14 protein-coding genes are annotated in these 19,370 nt (G+C 63.2%); 1 reads left to right on the top strand and 13 read right to left on the bottom strand.

Features of this window, described 5'->3' with window-relative positions; genetic code table 11:
* Nucleotides 1-54: 54 nt before the first annotated feature.
* The 6 genes from NYE40_RS11195 to NYE40_RS11170 form a co-directional block, all read right to left on the bottom strand.
* A complete protein-coding gene (locus NYE40_RS11195; RefSeq protein WP_101809077.1) occupies nucleotides 55-2,376 on the bottom strand; it encodes an AraC family transcriptional regulator in 2,322 nt (773 codons plus the stop codon).
* Nucleotides 2,377-2,543: 167 nt separating this feature from the next.
* The gene (locus tag NYE40_RS11190) at nucleotides 2,544-4,139 is read right to left on the bottom strand and encodes an extracellular solute-binding protein (RefSeq protein WP_101809076.1); all 1,596 of its coding nucleotides are present in this window, start codon (nucleotides 4,137-4,139) and stop codon (nucleotides 2,544-2,546) included.
* A 28-nt stretch (nucleotides 4,140-4,167) separates the two neighbouring features.
* On the bottom strand, nucleotides 4,168-5,052 hold the full coding sequence (locus NYE40_RS11185) for a carbohydrate ABC transporter permease (protein ID WP_028599710.1): 885 nt from the start codon (nucleotides 5,050-5,052) through the stop codon (nucleotides 4,168-4,170).
* 21 nt (nucleotides 5,053-5,073) lie between these two features.
* Nucleotides 5,074-6,036, bottom strand: a complete 963-nt coding sequence (locus NYE40_RS11180; protein ID WP_028599711.1) for a sugar ABC transporter permease — start codon at nucleotides 6,034-6,036, stop codon at nucleotides 5,074-5,076.
* Nucleotides 6,037-6,341: 305 nt separating this feature from the next.
* Nucleotides 6,342-7,859 (bottom strand): alpha-N-arabinofuranosidase, encoded by a 1,518-nt coding sequence (locus NYE40_RS11175; protein WP_028599712.1) that lies wholly within the window; start codon nucleotides 7,857-7,859, stop codon nucleotides 6,342-6,344.
* 345 nt (nucleotides 7,860-8,204) lie between these two features.
* Nucleotides 8,205-9,632: a PLP-dependent aminotransferase family protein gene (locus NYE40_RS11170; RefSeq protein WP_028599713.1), complete on the bottom strand. Its 1,428-nt coding sequence runs from the start codon at nucleotides 9,630-9,632 to the stop codon at nucleotides 8,205-8,207.
* A 99-nt stretch (nucleotides 9,633-9,731) separates the two neighbouring features.
* Here NYE40_RS11170 and NYE40_RS11165 point away from each other — a divergent pair, with 99 nt between their 5' ends.
* A complete protein-coding gene (locus NYE40_RS11165; RefSeq protein WP_028599714.1) occupies nucleotides 9,732-10,655 on the top strand; it encodes an EamA family transporter in 924 nt (307 codons plus the stop codon).
* 172 nt (nucleotides 10,656-10,827) lie between these two features.
* Here NYE40_RS11165 and NYE40_RS11160 read toward each other — a convergent pair whose 3' ends face one another.
* From NYE40_RS11160 to NYE40_RS11130, 7 genes are all read right to left on the bottom strand, one after another.
* Complete coding sequence (locus NYE40_RS11160) at nucleotides 10,828-11,127, bottom strand: Rieske (2Fe-2S) protein (protein WP_339279916.1); 300 nt, start codon at nucleotides 11,125-11,127, stop codon at nucleotides 10,828-10,830.
* 23 nt (nucleotides 11,128-11,150) lie between these two features.
* On the bottom strand, nucleotides 11,151-12,215 hold the full coding sequence (locus NYE40_RS11155) for an amidohydrolase family protein (RefSeq protein ID WP_028599716.1): 1,065 nt from the start codon (nucleotides 12,213-12,215) through the stop codon (nucleotides 11,151-11,153).
* 3 nt (nucleotides 12,216-12,218) lie between these two features.
* Nucleotides 12,219-13,757 (bottom strand): extracellular solute-binding protein, encoded by a 1,539-nt coding sequence (locus tag NYE40_RS11150; protein WP_028599717.1) that lies wholly within the window; start codon nucleotides 13,755-13,757, stop codon nucleotides 12,219-12,221.
* 28 nt (nucleotides 13,758-13,785) lie between these two features.
* A complete protein-coding gene (locus tag NYE40_RS11145; RefSeq protein WP_028599718.1) occupies nucleotides 13,786-14,646 on the bottom strand; it encodes a carbohydrate ABC transporter permease in 861 nt (286 codons plus the stop codon).
* Between the two features lie 16 nt (nucleotides 14,647-14,662).
* Nucleotides 14,663-15,583 carry an ABC transporter permease subunit gene (locus tag NYE40_RS11140; RefSeq protein ID WP_180968497.1) on the bottom strand — a complete coding sequence of 307 codons (921 nt, stop codon included), beginning with the start codon at nucleotides 15,581-15,583 and terminating at the stop codon, nucleotides 14,663-14,665.
* 207 nt (nucleotides 15,584-15,790) lie between these two features.
* Nucleotides 15,791-18,073: an AraC family transcriptional regulator gene (locus tag NYE40_RS11135; RefSeq protein ID WP_101809075.1), complete on the bottom strand. Its 2,283-nt coding sequence runs from the start codon at nucleotides 18,071-18,073 to the stop codon at nucleotides 15,791-15,793.
* A gap of 279 nt (nucleotides 18,074-18,352) precedes the next feature.
* The gene (locus NYE40_RS11130; RefSeq protein ID WP_028599721.1) at nucleotides 18,353-19,240 is read right to left on the bottom strand and encodes a sugar phosphate isomerase/epimerase family protein; all 888 of its coding nucleotides are present in this window, start codon (nucleotides 19,238-19,240) and stop codon (nucleotides 18,353-18,355) included.
* Nucleotides 19,241-19,370 lie beyond the last annotated feature (130 nt).

Here is a 19,370-nt window from a genome sequence, read left to right as displayed (position 1 = left end):
TTTTTTGCCGGCCGGCCTCGCCGATCGGCTTCGCCTTGCCTGCCAGGTGACGCGTCACTCCGGCCGGCTCAACATGCGGTAGCGCGTTGGCGTCATGCCCTCCAGCTTTTTGAAGATGCGGTTGAAATAGCTGTGCTGATAGCCGACCTGCTCGGCGATGTCCTGGATTTTCAGCTCGGACTCGCGCAGCAGCTCCTTCGCCTTGTCGACCCGCAGCCCGGTCAAGTAATCGATGAAATTCACGCCGGTCACCTGCTTGAACGATTTGCTGAGGAAAAATGGATTGGTGCCGATATGGTCGGCGCAATGATCGAGCGAAATGTCGCGCATGTAATTCCGCTGCAGGAAAAGCACCGCTTGCTCGATCAGGCGTCTCGTCTGGCCATTCGATCGGGTTTCCATCTCTCGGAGGTACGGCTCGAACACTTTGGCCGAAAACCATTCGCAGGCATGCTCGGGCTCCTTGATCTGCGACAGCTGCTCGTACAGATTGGCTCCCTTGTACAACCGACTCGGCTGGATGCCGGAAGCGAGAATCGCGTGCTGGACCGAGCCGAGCAGCTGCAGCATGCCTTGGTGGACGTCGATCGCCTTCGCTCCCGCCACCGAAAGCGATTGCTGGAACTCGCCCAGCAGCGTCTTGGCGTCCGCCGCCTGCCCGGCGCGCAGCGCCTGCAGCAGCTCGCGCTCCAGCGCGAACGGATAGGTCGGCGCCGGCGAGCCCTCCCAGTCCGACTGCTCCATGTCGATGACCTGGTTCGCATCGTCGAAGTTGCGGAAGCTGGCCGCTTGCTTCACCGCTTCGAAGGCGCGCGGAACGTCGCTCGCCCGCATCATGGAGCGGCTGATCGCGACCGTCACGTTCAGATGGAGCAGGCGGTTGACGGACTGCATCAATTCTTCGCAGAACGATCGGATCTTCGCTGCGAACGATCCCCCCTCGGGCAGGATCAGCAGCAGCCCCGAGCCGAGATCATGGAAGTTGATCGCGTTGTACTGCTCGAAGTACCGCGCGGCCGTCTCGTCGATGATGTTGACCGAGGCGAATGTCACCAGCCCTTCGTCCCCTTGCTTGAACTTGCCCTCCAAGCTGGCGATGCCGCTCAGCTGCACGTACAGCACGATGAACTGCCTGTTGCGGACGTCCCATTTGTACCGTTCCAGGCGCGAGAGCAGATCCTCTTCCGAGTAGGCGTAAAGATAGCCTTGCAGCAGCTGATGCAGGAAGCTCTCCTTGACGTAGGGCAATTGCTCGGTCAGCCTGGCGTTCAGCTCGCGGCTTTCGCGGCTCAGGTCGCGCCAATGCCTTTCGATCAGCGTGAACTCGTCCTCCCTCGCCTCTCCTTGTCCGCCATGCGGAATGAGGCTGCCCATCAGCCGCTTGATCGGCGAATAGATCCGGCCGGAAGCGAGCCAGGCGAGCAGCAGTCCGAGCAGCAGCGCGCTGACGCTGACGCCGAGGATGATTCTGGAGACGAATACGACCGGAGCGGTGATCGTCGTGATCGGCGAGGCGGATACATACATCCACGGGTCCATGATGCGTCCAAACTGTCCGGATGTAACCGCGTACGTCCTGCCGTCCCAATCCAAAAGAAAAGAGCCTGTCCCTCCGTCATCCGTCGAGATCCGAGCCCTCAGCGCCGCAATGAACGGCGAGTCCGCGGCATGGCCGTGAGCGGAGACGAACAGGCCGCCGTCCGCGCCGACCAGGAAGTTGTCGCCGTCATCATAGGGAGCGAGCGCCAGCAGCGCTTCCGCCACCTGCTCGCGGTCCAGCCGGGCGACGAGCGCGCCGAACGGCTTCAGGCTGCTTCCGGGAATTGGATGGACGAAGGCCAGCTCCCGCTGCTGAGGCTTGGCCGGATCAAAGGCGAGCTGCGTCCAGTACGTCGTCTTGTTCCCGTTTGCCAGCAAGCTGTCGTAAAGGCCGATCACACGTTCATCCTGCAGCGAGGAATACTCCGGATCGAACAAGATCGGCTGCTCGCCCTGCAAGTAGAGGCTGACGCTGCCGATCATGGCGTTCGAGCCTTGCATGACGAGCAGCGTGCTCGTCAAGTCGCGGGTCCGGATGAAGTCGCGGACGAAGTCATGATCCTGCAGCGAATAGTCGAATCGGGTGTCGAATGCCCAGTGCGACAGCATCATTTCCAGATTCGCAAGCTGCGCGTCCATCGTGCGCGCCCGCTGCTCGATCTGGCCGACATGCTGCTGGAGCAGCTCCTTCTCGAGATTCCCTCCCGCCATCGCATACACCAATACGCTCGTGATGATGCCGGGTATGCTTGCGACGACGAGAAGCAGAATCAGGCTTTTCCGATAATAGCTGCCTGCGCCTCGCGTTAGACGAGCGGCAATCGTTCTCCCCTGCACTCTTTCGCCCCCTACTTTTTTGTAAGCGGATTCAAAAACGCCCGGCCAGAAGATGCATCCAGCATAACCGGAACGGCCTGGATGAACCAGTTTGAAAACCGACTTTTTCCGTTAAAAAGCCGTCTACATCGTGTTCTCGATGCAGACGGCCCGGTGTCGCTTTCGCTTTAATTTGCAGCAGCGTAGAGATCGTTGATCTCTTTTACATAGTCGTCGCCGCCGGATTTTTTCCACAGCTCGATGGCCTCTTTCCAGCCCTTCTCGTCGATCTGGCCGACGATGAACTTGATGCGCGCGTCATTGATGATGTTGCCGAGCTGCTGGCCCTTCTGGGAGTATACGGCGGAGATGAACGGAGCGGACGGGTCGGCTACGATCGTCTCCCGATTTTTCGCCATCACCTCGGCCTGTTTCTTGCGCAGCGGCGTCTGCTTTACGTCCAGTCCGAGGTTGGTCGCAGGCGTGAACGGCGCCATCTGGTTGAGTCCCTCGACCTCGGACTCCAGCAGCGCGCTGTCGTCGGACGGCTGGATCGTATTGTCCTCCAATTTTGTATAATGCACGCCTTCGAGACCGGATCCGACGAGCGTCAGGTTTTCCGGCTCGTTCAGCGCATCCAGGAAGGCCAGCACCTTGTCGACCTGCTCCTCCGTTTTTACGCTCGACTTCGGTATCGCCAGCAAGCCTGAGAACCCGGCCGTCGGCAGCGTGCGGATCGAGCCGTCGGGGCTTTTGACCGCGCCGAACACATCCATGTAATGCTCTCGTTTGTCCTCCTTGCCAGCTGCGGCGAGCGCGTCATGAATCCGCAGGTCGGCGCGGGCAGCCCCGTCCACGACGTCGATGATCACGCCAGCCTGGCCATTGACGATCGGATCGGTCCACTTCGCGGAATCCATGACGGCGAAGTCCTGGTTGACGAGCTTCTCGTCGTACAGCTTTTTCATGAATTTGAGCGCTTCGAAGTATTCGTCGTACATGAAGTCCGGCGTCAGCTGGCCGTCCTTAGTCCCCCAGTTGTTCGGCGCGCCGAACCAGAGCTTGATCTGATCGAAGCCCGCCCCCCACGCCGGCGCCCATTTCACCATGACGAGGCCGTACGTATCGTGCTTGCCGTTGCCGTCCGGATCTTTTTCAGTAAACGCTTTCAGCATTTCGTAGAACTCATCGATCGTCGTCGGCTGCTGCAGCCCGACGCTTTCCAGCCAGTCCTGGCGGTAGTAGACGCCGTTGCGGCCGATCTCGCGGCCTCGGTACACGCCGTAATTGCGGCCGTCGATCGAGGCGTTTTTGAGGATGACCGGATCGGATTGGCTCAGATTCGGATACTTTTTCAGCTTGTCGGTCACGTCCCAGAACGCGCCCGCTTTGACGGCGTTGACGAAGCTCGGGCCTTTCACATCGGGCACGTAGAGGATGCTCGGCAAGTTGCCCGAGGCGAGCGTAATGTTGAACTTGTCGCCGTACGAGGCGTTCGGCACCCATTGGAAGTGGATGTCGGTGTTCGTCCGCTTCTCCAGCTCGGCCGCGACCGGACTATCGTCCTTCGGAAAATTCGTCTTGAAAATCGGCAGCATGATGCTCAGCGCCAGCGGCTTGTCCGCGGTCGGCGATGCGTTCGGAGAGCCGCTGGCGGCAGGCGGAGCGGAAGCGGCAGGCTCGTTGCCGCTGCTGTCGGACGCGCAGCCTGCCATAGCGGCGGCGAAGACGGAACTGAGCAGCACAAGCCGGGAAGCGGAACCGGCGAGCGTCGATTTTTTCATTGTGATCTCCTCCTGGAACGGGAATGGCTCAGCCTTTGACGGAACCGAGCAGGACGCCTTTGGCGAAGTGCTTTTGCAGGAACGGGTAGACGCATAGGATCGGAATCGTACCGACGACGATGACGGCCATCTTGATCGACTGGTCCGGCGGAGCGACGAAGCTCGGATCCATCGAGTTCATGTCTCCGGCAGCAGCCTGAGATAAGAGGACGATCTGGCGCAGCATGACCTGCAGCGGCCATTTTTGCGGATCGTTGATGTAGAGCAGCGCCCCGAAAAAGTCGTTCCAATGGCCGACGGCATAAAACAGCGTGAAGGTGGCGAGCACCGGCATCGACAAGGGCAAGACGATGCGGCCGAGCAGGCCGAGCTCCGTGCAGCCGTCGATGCGGCCTGCATCCTCGATCTCTTTCGGGATTTCCTGGAAGAAATTTTTGACGATGATCAGGTTGAACGCGCTGATCGCGCCAGGCAGCATGAGCGACCAGAGGGAATCAAGCAGATGCAGCCCCCGAACGACGAGGTAAGTCGGAATCATGCCGCCGCCGAACAGCATCGAAAAGATGACGAGGTTCAGCACGAAATTCCTCCCCCACAACCCTCTGCGGGCGAGGGCGTAGGCCATCGTCACGGTGAAGAACAGATTGACTGCCGTGCCGATGACGGTGACGTAGACCGATACGCCGATGCTCTGCATGATCGTGTCCGTCGAGAAGATGAACTTGTAGGCATCGAGCGTGAGCGATTCCGGAATGAAGAAGACCGCTCGGCTCGTCAGCTCCGCGTCCGAGGCAAACGAGCCGGCGACGACATACACGAAGGGCAGCACGGCCGCCAAGGCGCATGCGGTCAGGAAGATGATGTTTGCCGCGTCGAAGATCGTCCCGGCGATGCTGCGGTTGCGTTTGGACATGGCTTCCGATCTCCTTTCGAATCAATAAAGGCCGGACTCGCCGAATTTTTTGGCCAGCCAGTTCGTCCCCAGCACGAGGATGATGCCGACGACGGACTTGAACAGGCCGACCGCCGTGCTGTAGCTGAACGCGCCTTGCGTGATGCCCATCGCATAGACGTAGGTGTCGAACACTTCCGCGGCCGAGCGGTTGAGCGGATTCAGCATCAGATAGATCTGCTCGAAGCCGTTGTCGAGCACGCTGCCCATTCGCAGGATGAGCAGGATGACGATCGTGCTGCGGATCGCAGGCAGCGTGATGTGCCAGATCTGCTTCCAGCGGTTCGCTCCGTCGATCGTCGCCGCCTCGTACTGCTCGACATCGACAGCAGAAAGCGCTGCCAGAAAGATGATCGTTCCCCAGCCGCATTCCTTCCATATCGTCTGCAGCAGGATGATCGGCCGGAACCAGTCCGGATCGGACAAAAAGGCGATCTTCTCGCCCGTATGCTGGAGCAGCAGCTCATTGACCGGCCCTCCTTCCGTCGTCAGGAAGACGTAGGTCAGGCTCGCGACGATGACCATGGAGATGAAATGCGGGATGTAGATCATCGTCTGGACGACTCTTTTGAACAGAGCCCGCCGGACTTCGTTCAGCAGCAGCGCCAGCACGATCGGAGCGGGGAAAAAGAAGACCAGATTCAGAAAGGACAGGATGAGCGTGTTCTGCAACAGCAGGAAAAACTCCGGATTGGCGAAGAACAGGCGGAAATGCTCCAGTCCGACCCACTCGCTTTTCCAAAAGCCGGTGAACGGCTGGTAGTTCTTGAAAGCAAGCAGGATGCCCCACATCGGCACATATTTGAAGAGGGCAAAATACAGCAAGCCTGGAAGCAGCAACAAGTAAAGCCACTTGTCCCGCCGCAGCCGGATGGCAAGGGACGGCCGATAGGCCGCCTCTCCAGCCGCTTGAGGCGGCTTCCCTCTTTCTATGGCCTGCTTCATCGTTTCTCCCACCTCCTTCTTCGCTATGATCGCATGCTCGCCTCGAGAGCGCTGGCCCTATTATGCAGAGGTCCTCGATTTTCCGGCAATGAGACATTTTTGAAGAAGGATGAAGCGCGGAGCTCGCGACGCCGGCCCAGCTTTCCCAAAAAGTGCAAGTCCGGCAAAAGAGTGGCATCCGCTCCGGCGCAGTTGCAAAAAAATCGCATCGCCAGCCGCAGCGGGCGGCGCAGACGATGGACGAATGAAAGACAAAAAACCCGCCGGTCTGCATGCAGCTCGGCGGGCTTTGCCTTTTCTTTTGCTTATCCGATCTTGACGCGGATGACGTTCCAGGACGCCTTCGGCAGCGTCGCTTCGATTTTGCCTGCGTCCGTCTGGGCGGCATTGCCGCCGACATGCGGCTTGACGCGGTTCGGCTCCTTCGCCGTATTCACCGCTTTCAAATCGTCGCTTTCCAGCACGATATGCTCGATGACCCGGCTCTGCTCGAAGCTGCGCAGGTCGATCTCGAACGGCAGCTCCTCGTCCAGATGGCGGTTGACGGCAAACACCGTCACCTCGCCGAGCTGCTCGTTGTAGACGGCGACCGATTCGAGGTAAGGGACGTCCGTGAAGTCCTTCGAGTCGTACTTCGGCGACTTCACCAGCGGCACGAGCACGGTGCCGCGTCCGAACACGCTCGCATGCATGTACGGATAATAGATCGTCTGCTTCCACGCCGCGCCGCCATTCTCCGTCATGATCGGCGCGATGACGTTGACGAGCTGCGCCATGCAGGCCATCTTCACCCGGTCCGCGCGCTTCAGCAGGCTGATCAGCATGCAGCCGACGAGCAGGGCGTCTTCATGGTTGTAGATGTCCTCCAGCTGCGGAGGCGCGATCGTCCATGGCTCCAGCTTGCTGTCCTGCTCGTTGGAGTGGAACCAGACGTTCCATTCGTCGAACGACAGGTGGATCTTCTTCTTGCCGCGCTTTTTGGCCTGGATGTAGTCGCATACCGAGATGACCGTATGGATGAAGCTGTCCATGCCGACCGACTGGGCGAGGAAGTTGGCGGTGTCGCCGTCCCGGTTGCCGTAGTATTGGTGAAGCGAGAGATAGTCGACGTTCTCGTAGGCCTGCTCCAGCACGGTCGCTTCCCATTCCGGATAGGTCGCCATCTGGATGCTCGAGCTGCCGCAGGCGACGAGCTCGATCGTCGGGTCCGTCCAGCGCATCACCTTCGCCGCTTCATTGGCGATGCGGCCGTATTCGTAGGCCGTCTTGCTGCCCATCTGCCACGGGCCGTCCATCTCGTTGCCGAGGCACCAGGTCTTGATCGCATGCGGCTTAGCATAGCCGTGGCTCGCGCGCAGGTCGCTCCAATAGGAGCCGGCCGGATGGTTGGCGTACTCGAGCAGGTTCCGCGCCTCATCGGGACCGCGAGTGCCGAGGTTCACCGCCATCATTGCCTCGGTGTTGGCTTTTTTGCACCAGTCCATGAATTCGTTCAAGCCGACCCAGTTCGGCTCGACCGTGCGCCAGGCGAGATCCAGCTTGCGCGGACGCAGCTCCTTCGGCCCGACTCCGTCCTCCCAGTTGTAGCCGGAGACGAAGTTGCCGCCCGGATAACGGACGATCGGCACGTCCAGCCCTTTGACCAGCTCCAGCACGTCGCTGCGGAAGCCCTGCTCATCCGCCCCCGGATGATCCGGCTCATAGATGCCGCCGTATACGGCCCGTCCCAGATGCTCGATAAAGGAGCCGTAAATGCGCTTGTCCACCTCGCCGACTCGAAAATCCTTGTCCACGATCATCGAAGCTTTGTTTTTTGTCGTCATAACCGCTTCACCTCGTCTTCATATAAATACCGTTATTAATTAGTTAACAACTTCATGAATGAGTCACCCTTTCATTTAACCCTATTCTTTAAAAATGTTCAATATCTCGAATACAATTTATATTTTTATTAACGTTATGGAGGAGAGGGAATGCCAAAAAACCGCTGCGATCGGCCAAGGCCGAAACCAGCGGTTTCGCTCGAGGGCATGGCGGCGGCGAGACCGGCTAGCCCAGCTTTCCGTGCCGCATGACGCCGAACATGCCGGTCATCCCCTCGTGGCGGGCGAAGCCGTACGAGGTATAGAACGGCTGGATCTCGCCGCATCGGGAGAGAGGCCATCTGCCTATCCCATCCCCTCCGCCGCCTCGAGGACTCGGGCGAGTCCTTCGGCCAGCCGGCGCTCGTCGAGCAGCGAGTAGCTGAGCCGGATCCGGTCCTGCATCGCGTCCAGCGGATCGCAGATCGGTCCCGGGACGAAGGCGGCGGACAGCTCCAGGCTGCGCTCCAGCAGCCGCGAGGCCTGCATGCCCTCCGGCAGCCGCACCCACAGATTGAGTCCGCCGGCGGGACTTTCCCAGCTCCAGCCGGATGCGGACAGCGCCTGCTCCATCGCTTCCTTGCGCATCGAGACGGCGACGCGCAGCTTGGCCAGATGCTCCTGCATCCGGTGCGAAAAGAAGAACGACTGGAACAGCTTCTGCCCGAGCAGCGGCGTGCCGCCGTCCGCCAGCGCCTTGAGCGGACGGATCGCCGCCAGGAGCGGCGGCCTCGCCGCGAGAAAGGCGATCCGCAGCCCGGGCGCGATGTATTTGCTGTAGGAGCGCAAATAGACGACCCAGCCTTCGGTATCGTAAGCGAACAACGGCGCAGGCGGCGGCTCGTGGAAATAAAGGTCCGAGTAGGCCTCGTCCTCGATGAGGATGCAGCGGTAGCGCTCGGCCAGCTCGAGCAGCGCCTTGCGCTGCCGGACCGGCACGGTGTAGCCCGTCGGATTGTGGTACGTCGGGTTGAGGTAGAACAGCTTGGGCCGCTCCGCGGCCATCAGCTTCTCGACCCTATCCAGGTCATAGCCGTCCGGCCGGATCTCGACCGGCAGCATGCGGACGCCGAGCTGGCGCAGCATGTCGATGGCCGGACTGTAGGTCGGCCGCTCGATCAAGGCTTTGTCGCCCGGCTGCAAAAGCGCCCGGAACGCCAGATCCATCCCTTGCTGGGCGCCGGTCGTCACCATCAGCTCCTCGGCCGACAGCTCCAGCCGCCGGTCCTGCATATAGCCCGCCATCGCCTCCCTCAGCTCCCCGTCTCCCATGACCGTGGAGTACGTGCTGAGCAGCAGCGGCTGGCTCGCGATGACCTCCTGAGCGTGCCGGGCGAGGAAACGGTTCGGCAGCAGCGTCGGATCGAGCAGCGCCTCGGACATCCGGTAGCGGACCGCCCGCCGATGGATGTCCGACAGCCGGCTCTCGGCTCCGCAGGCCGTTCCCGCGCCATAGCTCCAGCGGACGCCGCTGCCCGCCGCCTCGCCGGCAGGCACTTCCGCGCGGACGTAATAGCCGCTCCGATAGCTCGCTTCGAGCAGCCCCTCCTCCTCCAGCAGCCGATAGCCTTTGAGCACGGTCAAGCGATGCACGCCGAGCTCCTCCGCCATCGTCCTCACCGACGGAATCTTTTCTCCCGCCGCCCAGCGGCCATGACGGAGCCCGCTGCGCAGCGCCTCCTCCACTCTCTTTCCTTTGGAGCCGATTCCATCGGCCGTCCACGCAGGACGCATCCGCCATCCCTCCCGATCACCGCCTTCATCTGTTCTACTATTGCTCCATCTGGTCGGTTTGTCAATCGTATGATGGTGGCCAAAAGGAGGCTTTTCCTCATGGTCGTTCTGCTCTACTCTCTCATGTGCGCCATCTTCGGCACGACCTTTCTCGTCATCAAGCTCGGCGTGGATGCCGGACTGCCGCCGCTTTTGTCGGCCAGCCTCCGGTTTTTCGCCGCCGGCGCGCTGCTGCTGCTCGGACTGCGCCTGCGCGGCAAGCCTTCCTTCGGCCTGCTCGCGCGCAAGGAAACCTGGCTCATCGGCTGCGGCAGCACGTTCGTCACGTTCGCGACGCTCTACTGGGCGGAGCAGCATCTCGACTCCGGCACGGCCGCCGTCCTGTCGGCCACCGCGCCGATCGCGGTCCTCCTGCTGCAGTCCGTCTTCTGGAAAAAGCGCTCGACGAAGCTGGAGCGGCGCGGCGCGCTCGTCAGCTTCGCCGGCGTCGTCGTCCTGCTGCTGCCGAGCTTGGCGGCGGTCCATCCGGACCGGCTCTGGCTGCTCTCGGCTGCGCTCGTGCTGCTCGGACAGATCGGGTATGCCTCCGGCAGCCTGCTGCAGCGCCGGCTGCTGACGAAGGAGCCGGCGCTGTCTCCGATCGCGCTCAATGGAGGCCAGATGCTGGCCGGCGGCGCCGGCATGGCGCTGCTGTCCCTGCTCACGGAGCGGATCGATCCGTCCGCCGTCGAGCCGCTGCCGGCGCTTGCCTCGCTGCTTTATCTGATCGTCATCGGCTCGATGCTCGGCCACAGCCTGTTCGCTTGGCTGATCCGCGCGACGAACGCCTTTTTCCCGTCCACCTGGCTCTACGTCTCGCCGGCGCTGGCGCTCGGGCTCGGAGCCGCGCTGTACGGCGAGCGGCTGAGCGGCTTCACCGCCGCAGGCTCGCTGATCGTCCTGGCCGGCATCGTGCTGCTGCGGCTCCCGGAGCTGAAGTCCCAGCTGCTCGCGGCCAAGAAGAGAAGCCGGGAAGCGGCATGAGTCCGACCGCCAAAGCGAAAAGCCCTCCTCGGGATCATCCGGGGGGCTTTGCGGCGGCAGCGAGCCGCGATATTCCGAAGCCTTCAATGATTTTCCGCTCCAGCTGTGCATCCAAGCTACATCTAGATCCGGATCCCGACCTTCCCGTCCTCGACGACGACGGGGTACGACCTCACCGGACGCGCTCGCTGAACAGCGAGCGGCCGGACTTGATGTCGAACTCCCAGCCATGCCAAGGACAGCGGACGATCTCGCCGTCGCGGTCATAGCGGTAGCAGTACACGTCCGACGGAGCGTTCGTGCCGCCCACGCGGCCGGCAAGCATCGGCGCGCCTTGATGCGGGCAGTAGTTGTTCAGCGCATAAAAGCCGTCCTGCAGCCGGTAGACGACGAGCTCCCGCTCGCCGACCGCGACGAGCCGGGCTTCGCCGACGGCCAGCTCCTCCTCGCGGAGGACGACATGCACGGTCATTGGCTTCCCTCCTCCCTCGCCGGTCATCCAAGCCGGTACAGCTGGCGCGCGTTGTCGTAGAACACCTTGCGCCTCGCCTCGGGCTTCAGCTTGCGCAGGATCTTGTCCGGCGCGTCGAAGTCCCAATGCGGATAGTCGCTGGAGTAGAGCAGCATGTTCTCGGCATCCATCATGTTGAACAGATCGGCCAGATGCTGCGGGTTGTCCGGCTCCTCGATCGGCTGCGTCGTCAGATAGCAGTGGTCGCGGACGTACTCGCTCGGCAGGCGCGTCAGCCAAGGCACCGTCGAGCGGAGCGCCTTGTAGTTCTTGTCGAGCCGCCACAGCAGCGGAGCGAGCCAGGCGACGCCGCCTTCGACGAGCACGAGCTTCAGGCCCGGGAACTTGACGAAGACGCCCTCGCAGACGAAGCTGACGAGATGGGCCATGAACATCTGCGACAGGTTCGTATGCCACTCGAGATAGCGGCTCGGATAGCCGGCCGCCGTCGGAGCCGTCGACAGTCCGCCGCCCTCCGCGCCCGGGTGGACGGCCAGCGGCAGTCCCGCCCGCTCGCAGGCCGCGTAGATCGGGTGGTAATAGCGCTGGCCGAGCGGAAATCTCGCGGCGCTGGAGATGATGACCTCGACGAAGCCGGGATGGCCGGCGAGACGGTCGATCTCGCGCGCGGCCAGCTCCGGATCGAGCGTCGAGACGGCGATCGCCGCCTTGAAGCTCGGATGCTTGCCGAGCCACTCGTGCGCGACATAATCGTTGTACGCGCTGCAAATGGCGGCGGCATAGTCGGGATCATGGGTCGTCGAGATGTTGTAGACGACGCCGGTGAGGACGGCCGCCTCGACCTGAAAAGGCTCGATCAGCTGCTCGACGATCAGCTCAGGCACGGAGCCGGCGCGCGCGCCGTTCGGCGGCAGCGCGTCCTTGCGCATGACGCCGACCGGCGACCAGTAGCCCGACATCGCGTAGCCGATGCCGGAGCCCGCCACGCGCGAGCGCCACGGCTCGGGCAGATAGGGCAGCAGCGCCCGGTCCTCCTGCTCGTTGTGGATGTCGGCGTCGATGATCGGATAGGCTGCGTTCGCGGCCATCGCTCAGCCTCCTCCGTAGGTGCGGTCGTAGGCGGTCTGGTACATGGCGAGCAGCTCGTCGGCGCCGAGCTTCTTGAGCTGGTCCGTGAACTGGGCGAACGCCTCGTCGGTCATCGGCGTCTTGCCGGTGATGAACTCAGTCAGCTTCTGATCGATATGCTTGGTCAGGTTCGTCAGCTTGGACTTCTCGAGCTCCAGCTCCTCCTGCGTCTTGACGATCTGCTTGGGCGCCGGCACGATGAACGAGGCATACGACTCGTTGATCGCCTTGGCCTGGTCGCTCAAGCCTGCCTCCCACGCGGCGCGGGACTTGGCGTTGTTGAGCGTGATCATGTCGTACCAGACGCCCCAGTCCTTGCGCAGCGTCGTGAACGGCGACGGGCCGAAGTCCTTATTGTACACCGGCGCTCCGTCCGCCAGCTCATACGTCTTGCCCTCGATGCCGAGCGACAGGTAGTCGCTCCCCTCTTCTCCGGCGAGATAGTCGAGGAACTTGACCGCCCGCTCCTTGTCCTTGACCTTGGCGGAGATCGCCCGGCCGACCGCGCCGACGACCGGACGCGAGAACTGGTACGGCTTGACGCCGTCCGCGGCGAACATCGGCATCGCCCCGAGCTCGAACGAGGCCGTGCCGGCCTGCTTGCCTTTGTCGATCAGCGTCTCGCGGTCCGCTTTCCAGAAGTACGTGACGCTGGATTGACCCCGCAGCAGCCGCTCCTCCCACTGCGCCGGCGTCAGGATCGCATACTCGGGATCGAGCAGCTTCTCGGCGTACAGCTTGTTCAGGAACCGGATCATCTCCTTGTAGCCGTCGCGATACGGAGCGAACGCGTAGTCGCCCGATTCGGGGTCGAGGTTGAAATAGCCCTCGATGCCGGTGAACATGCGTCCGAACACCGTATACAGGCCGGTGTCGCCCGTGATCGCGCTCGTGATGAGCGGATAGCTGTTCGGCTCCTTTTCCTTGAGCGACTTCAGCAGCGCATAGAACTCGTCCAGCGTGCCCGGCGCCTGAAGGCCGTGCTTGTCCATGAGGTCCTTGCGCGTGTACCAGATGAAGTTGAAGCCCTTGCCCTCCGCGTCGCCCTCCAGCACCGGCACCGTGTAGATGCCGCCGTCCGCTCCGGTCGCCACCGCCTTCGCCTCGGGGTACTTCTCGTAGAACGCCTTCAGGTTCGGCGCCTCGTCGAGATAGTCGGCGAGGTTGAGGAACACCTTTTCCGGGCCGTTCTCGCGGCCCTCCTGGTTGGTCACCTGAATGAAGTCGGTCACCGTATTGGTGGCGATCATGATCTGCTTCTTCTCGGCGAGCCCTTCCTGGCTGACGATCTGGAACTCGGGCTTCACGCCCGTCTTCGCCTCGATCTCCTTGAAAATCTCCCAGTCGGACCGCACCTTGCCCTCCGGCCGGTCGTAGACGAGCCAGCTGTAGGAGATCGGTCCGTCCGTCTTCTCCTCGCCCTCTCCGCTGCAGCCGCTCAAGGCGCTTGCGGCAAGCGCCGCGGCAAGCAGCAGCGCCATGCGTGTCGAACTCGACTTCATGAATGGTTGCCCCCTTCTTGAAATAGGCTCAGCCTTTGATGCCGCCGATCATGGCGCCCTGCACGAAATACTTCTGCGTGAACGGATAGACGCACAGGATCGGCACGGTCGCCAGCATGATCATGGCGTACTTGGTCGTCTCCAGATGGGACAGGTCGCCCTCGCCCTGCACCGTCTCGCCGGCGATGAGGATGTTGCGCAGCATGAGCTGCAGCGGATAGCGTCCGCGGTCGTTCAGATAGATGAGCGCGTCGAAGAACGAATTCCACTGGTTGACGGCGCTGAAGAGGCCGATCGTCACCATGACCGGCATCGAGAGCGGCATGACGATCCGCAGCAGCACCTGCAGCGGACCGCAGCCGTCGATGCGCGCGGCGTCCTCCAGCTCCTCCGGCATCGCTTCGAAAAACGTCCGCATGATGAACAGATACCAGGTGCTGATGAGCGGCGGCAGCACGATCGCCCAGATCGAGTCGAGCAGGCCGAGCTTCTGGACGACGAGGAAGGTCGGGATGATACCGCCGCTGAACAGCAGCGTGAAGGCGGCCAGCAGCAGGATCGTCCTGCGGCCCGGCAGCCAGCGCTTGGACAGCGGGTACGCCATCGCGGCGGTCGCCAGCAGCGTGAGCACGACGAAGACCGCCGTGTAGCGGATCGTATTCCAATAGCTCGTCCACAGCTCCGAACGGGCGACGAGCTGCTCGTAGGCGATCCAGGTGATGCGCCTCGGCCAGAGCAGCACCTGGCCGCTGGCGACGAGCGCGTTGTCCGAGATCGAGGCGGAGAAGACGTAGAGCATCGGATAGAGCATGACGGCGGCCAGCAGCAGCATGACGACGACGTTGAAGGCGTCGAACAGCCGCGAGGCGAGGCTTTGCTTGATTTTCACGGCAGCTTGCTCCTCCTTACCACAGACTCGTGTCCGAATGCTTCCGCACGAAGCGGTTGGCCGCGACGACGAGCACGAAGCCGATCGCCGACTGGAACAGCCCGACGGCGGTCGCGAAGCTGAAGTCGGCATCGAGGATGCCGCGGCGGTAGACGAATGTGTTGATGACATCGGAAGTCTCGTAGTTCATCGAATTGTACAGCAGCAGGATCTTCTGGAAGCTCGCATCCATGAAGTTGCCGAGCGTAAGCACGAACAGCACGATCATGATCGGCACCATCCCGCGCAGCGTGATGTGGCGGATCTGCTGGAAGCGGCTCGCGCCGTCGATGCGGGCCGCTTCGTAGAGCGCAGGATCGATGCCGGCGATCGCCGCCATGTAGAGGATCGTGCCCCAGCCGAGCTTCTGCCAGATCTCCGAGCCGACGTAGACGGTCCGGAACCACTCCGGCATGCCGAGGAAGGCGATCGGCTCCAGGCCGAGCAGCTGCACGAGCAGCGCGTTCACGATGCCGGTCGTCGGCGACAGGAAGGTGACGAGGATGCCGGCGATGACGACGGTGGACAGGAAATGCGGCATGTAGCTGATGCTCTGGATGAAGCGCCGGAAGCGGGCGCTGCGCAGCTCGTGGAACAGCACCGCGAGCAGGATCGGCAGCGGGAAATGGAAGATCAGATCATAGACGTTGAGCAGGATCGTGTTGCGGATCAGCTTCCAGGCGTCCGGCGTGTAATAGAAGAAGTCGACGAAATGCTTGAAGCCGACCCACTTGCTGCCGAGAATGCCTCGGCCGATGGAGAAGTCCTGAAACGCGATGATGATGCCGTACATGGGAACGTACTTGAAGATGATGTAATAAAGCACTCCCGGCAGCATGAGCAGGTACAGCGCCCGATGCTTGCTCAGGGCGGCCAGCAGCCGGCTGCCTCGCGCCAAGCCGAACTCCCCCTTTCCGGTTGTCCTTCCGCGGCGGACTGCCGCAGCAAGAAGCTTGCCCTCAGCTTAGCGGCCGTTCGGACCGGGCGTAAAGGGACGCTTTTTTCGCTCGACGCCAGAGAGGGCGAAACCCGCGAAGCCGCATGGCAGGCCGCTTTCCGCGAAAAAAAAGCGACGCCGAAAAAATGGCGACGCGGGTTTTGACGGTCAGGAGCCGGCCGAGGAGCGGGCGGCATCGCGGTATTGGCTCGGCGTGATGCCTTCATGCTTGCGGAACACCCGGTGGAACGAGTTGCGCCCCCAGTAGCCGACCTTCTCGGCGATGTCGTCGATGCGCAGGTCGGTTCCGAGCAGCAGCTCCTTGGCCTTCTCAAGACGATATTTGGCGATGTAGTCGACGTACTTCTCCCCGATCTCATCCTTGAAGACGCGGCTGAAATAACCGGGCGACATGTCCAGCCGGGCGGCGAACTCGTCGATCGACAGCTCCTTGTCGTAATGGGCGTGGATATAAGTCATGATCTCGCCGAGCCGGGTCGGACGGGAAACGGGGTCCGGCGCGTCCTGCCCGACGAGCTGCCGATGCGCCTGGCGCAGCCACTGCCGGAACTCCGCCTCGCTCCAGCAGCGCTCCAGCCCGGCGAGCAGCCGCTCGGCCGCGGCGGGATCGCCGGTCTCGGCGGAGGGCAGCAGCCGCTGCCAGGCGCGCAGCGTGTCGCCGCACCACTCCCGGAGCCGCGCGCAGGAGGCGCCTGCAGCGGCCAGCTTGGCGGCGCCGTCCAGCGAGCTCTCCAGCATCGCCCGGCGGTCGCCCGTCCGCCTGCGGTTGAAGACGACCGCCAGCTCCTGCGCGCTCAGCAGAGCGGGCGGCTCGGCCGCGGCCTGGCTGCGCGCGGGCGCCGCGCAGACGGCGATCGGCTCGCTGCCGACGAGCCGCTCTTCGACGGCCGCCTCGGCGGCGCGCCAGCAGGCGGCGATGCCGTCCGGCGCGTCAAAGCGGCCGCCGATGCCGATCGTCGCGCGGCCGGACGGCAGCTCCCGGCGCAGCGCGAGCCGGATCATCTCGGCCAGCTCTCCGCCGGTGACGAGCAGCAGCGGGTCATCGCCGGCGACGACCGCGATCGTATCCGCCGCCGGCCGCCCTGACAGCACTTGCGTCGGCAGCAGCGCCGCGATGCGCTCCGACAAGCTCGCCGGATCCGGCCGCGGCTCTGTGCGGGACGGGCTGTCCGGCTCATCGTGGAGGCGGATGCAGAACGCGTATCCGCATGCCGGCAGCTCCAGGCGAATGCCGAGCGCTTCGGCCTCGCCGCGCAGCTGCGCGGCATCCCGCCATTTTCCCGACAGCAGCCCTTCGAACAGCGACTGCCGCAAGGCGGGATAGCCGTCGAGCGGCGGCGGCGGATCAGACGGATGGCGCTCCGGGGCTTCGGCGAGCGGCCGGTAGATGCGCCGGCTCAGCCAGTAGGAGACGACGCTGCCGACGAGCAGGAACAGCGCCGCGAACAGCAGGATGCCGAGCCGCAGCTGGCGCGCGGGCTTCATGAGCTGGGGCAGGTCGACGAGGCTGACGATCCGGTAGCCCTCGTGGAAGCGCATCGCGGCCGCCTGCAGCACGTAATCGCCGGCCAGCTCCGTCGCGAAGCCGCCGCGGACGTCCCCGCTCGCAGAAGCCGCCAGCCCGCGCAGCTGCTCCGGCCCGACTCCGTCCGTCCGATACGAGCCGGCGATCCGCTCGCCCTCCCGATCGACGAGCGCGGTGCCGGCCGACCAGCGCTCCGGGATGTCGAGCAGGCGGAGCAGCTCCGGCTGCCGGAGGCGGACGACCAGGTACAGATCCGGCGCGGCGCTGTTGAACGGATAGCTGGCCGCCGCGGCCAGCTGGCCGGTGCCCGGCAGGATGAGGTCCATCATCATTCTTCCGCGCAGCGAGGTCAGCAGCCCGTAGCGGAGGCTGTCGTCCATCGGGTCCACGAAGCGGAAATAGTAGGACCGGTCGGTGTACAGGTCGGAATCGACGATCAGCTCGCTGCGGGCCGAGACGACAAACGCCTTTTCCGCGAGCGGATGGCCCTCCAGCCGCTGGAGCTGCTCGCGCAAGGCGAGGAGAGCTTCCGCGCGCTGCTGTTTTTTGGCGTCGGAGACGCTTGCGCCGGCGGAGGCGCCGGCGGGGCCGGAGGCTGGCGCGGCGCCCGAACTGCCGGAGGCGGTCATGCTGCCTGACGGATCGAGGAGGTCCGTCGAGAGGGAGGAGAGCGTGGCGATCATCGCCGTCTGCAGCGTCTCGAAGGACGCCTCGGTCTTTTCCGAGGCGCGGGCGAGCAGCAGCTCGTTCCGCTTCTCGGCGTCGTCCGTTATGAGCTGGAGCACGAGCATCTGCACGAGCGCGGCGGCGGCAAGCACGGGCACGAGGATGAGCAGCAGATAGACGGCGAAATGCCGGCGGAACAAAGAGGCTTTGAAAGAGGGCATGCGGGTCGACAGGTCCATCGTTCTCACCACCTGGGAAAGGGTCGGCAAGCAGGCATGCGGGATTGAGGCGCGACATGACGCGGCCGCGGCCGCCTCTGTCCTTCGCGGGGAATCTAGGTAAAGTATAGACAAGCCGTAATTTAATATCAACAATATGTTAAGTTTATGAAAATAAAAATCAAAGACTCTTCCGGCTCCGCTTCCCGCCTGTCGTCGGATGCTTCGTGCGTCTCGTAAAGCTATGGAACGCAAAGACGGCCATTCTCTGAGAAATGGCCGTCTTTGCTGCCGCGCGCTTCAGTCGCGGAACTTCTTCAGAAACTGCACGGCAGCGGCGATGTCCTGCTCCGGCTGGTCGCCGACCTCGCGCTCGATCGTCAAGTAGCCGCTGTAGCCGATGTCCTGCAGCGCCTGCAGGTAGCCCGGCCAGTCGACGCCGCCCTCGCCGAGCGGCACCTCGCGGAAGTCCTCGCCCTGCTCGGCCGCCTCGGCGATCTTCTCATGGCTCATCGCTTCGAAATCGAAGCCGAGCATGCCGTACACCTTGCGCGGATCGACCTCGTCCTTCAGCTTGATGCCGTCCTTGGCATGCGTATGCACGATGTAGCGGCCGAGCGTGCGCACGCCCTGCACCGGATCGTCTCCCGTCACCATGACCATGTTCGCCGGATCGAAGTTGACGGACAGGCCATCCGTGCTGAGCTTGTCGAGGAAAGCCTTCAGATGCGCCGCGCGCTCCGGCCCCGTCTCGATGGCGAAGTAGGCGCCTCGGCTCGTCGCGTACGAGCTGATCTCCTCGCAGGCTTCCTGCATCGCCGCGTAGATGTCGCTCTGCTCGTCATCGGGCACGATGCCGATATGCGTCGTGACGATATGGCAGCCGAGATCGAGCGCCAGGTCGAGGATGCGCTTCGACTTCTCGATTTTCCAGCCGTTCTCCTGCCGATCCTGAAAGCCGTGTCCGCCCAGATCGCCGACGAGCGCGGAAATTTCCAGGCCGAGCGAGCCGATATAGTCGCGCAGCTCGCGGCGCGCGGCCGCGTCGAGCCCGTCCGGATCCATTTCGCCGGATACGGCATAGATCTGCACGCCGTCCGCGCCGACCTCCTTCGCCTTGCGCAGCCCCTCGCGCACGCCGACCTGGAAGCTGTCGACGATGACGCCGATCGGATTGTTGATGCCCATGACGATCCCGCTCCTTTGCCCTTTTGTTCAGGCCCCCGCGAAGGCAGGCCGCTTGCTCCTCATTGTAAAGGCTGTCCGGCAAGCGGAGCTAGAACAGCGATGCGGCCGAGTTGGACATTTGTGCGGCGGG

The sequence above is a fragment of the Paenibacillus sp. FSL W8-1187 genome, from assembly GCF_037965485.1.
In the GTDB taxonomy this organism is placed as follows: domain Bacteria; phylum Bacillota; class Bacilli; order Paenibacillales; family Paenibacillaceae; genus Paenibacillus_O; species Paenibacillus_O pasadenensis.
Note: the sequence above shows the minus strand (reverse complement) of the source record. Positions and strands in the feature narration are given on the sequence as shown.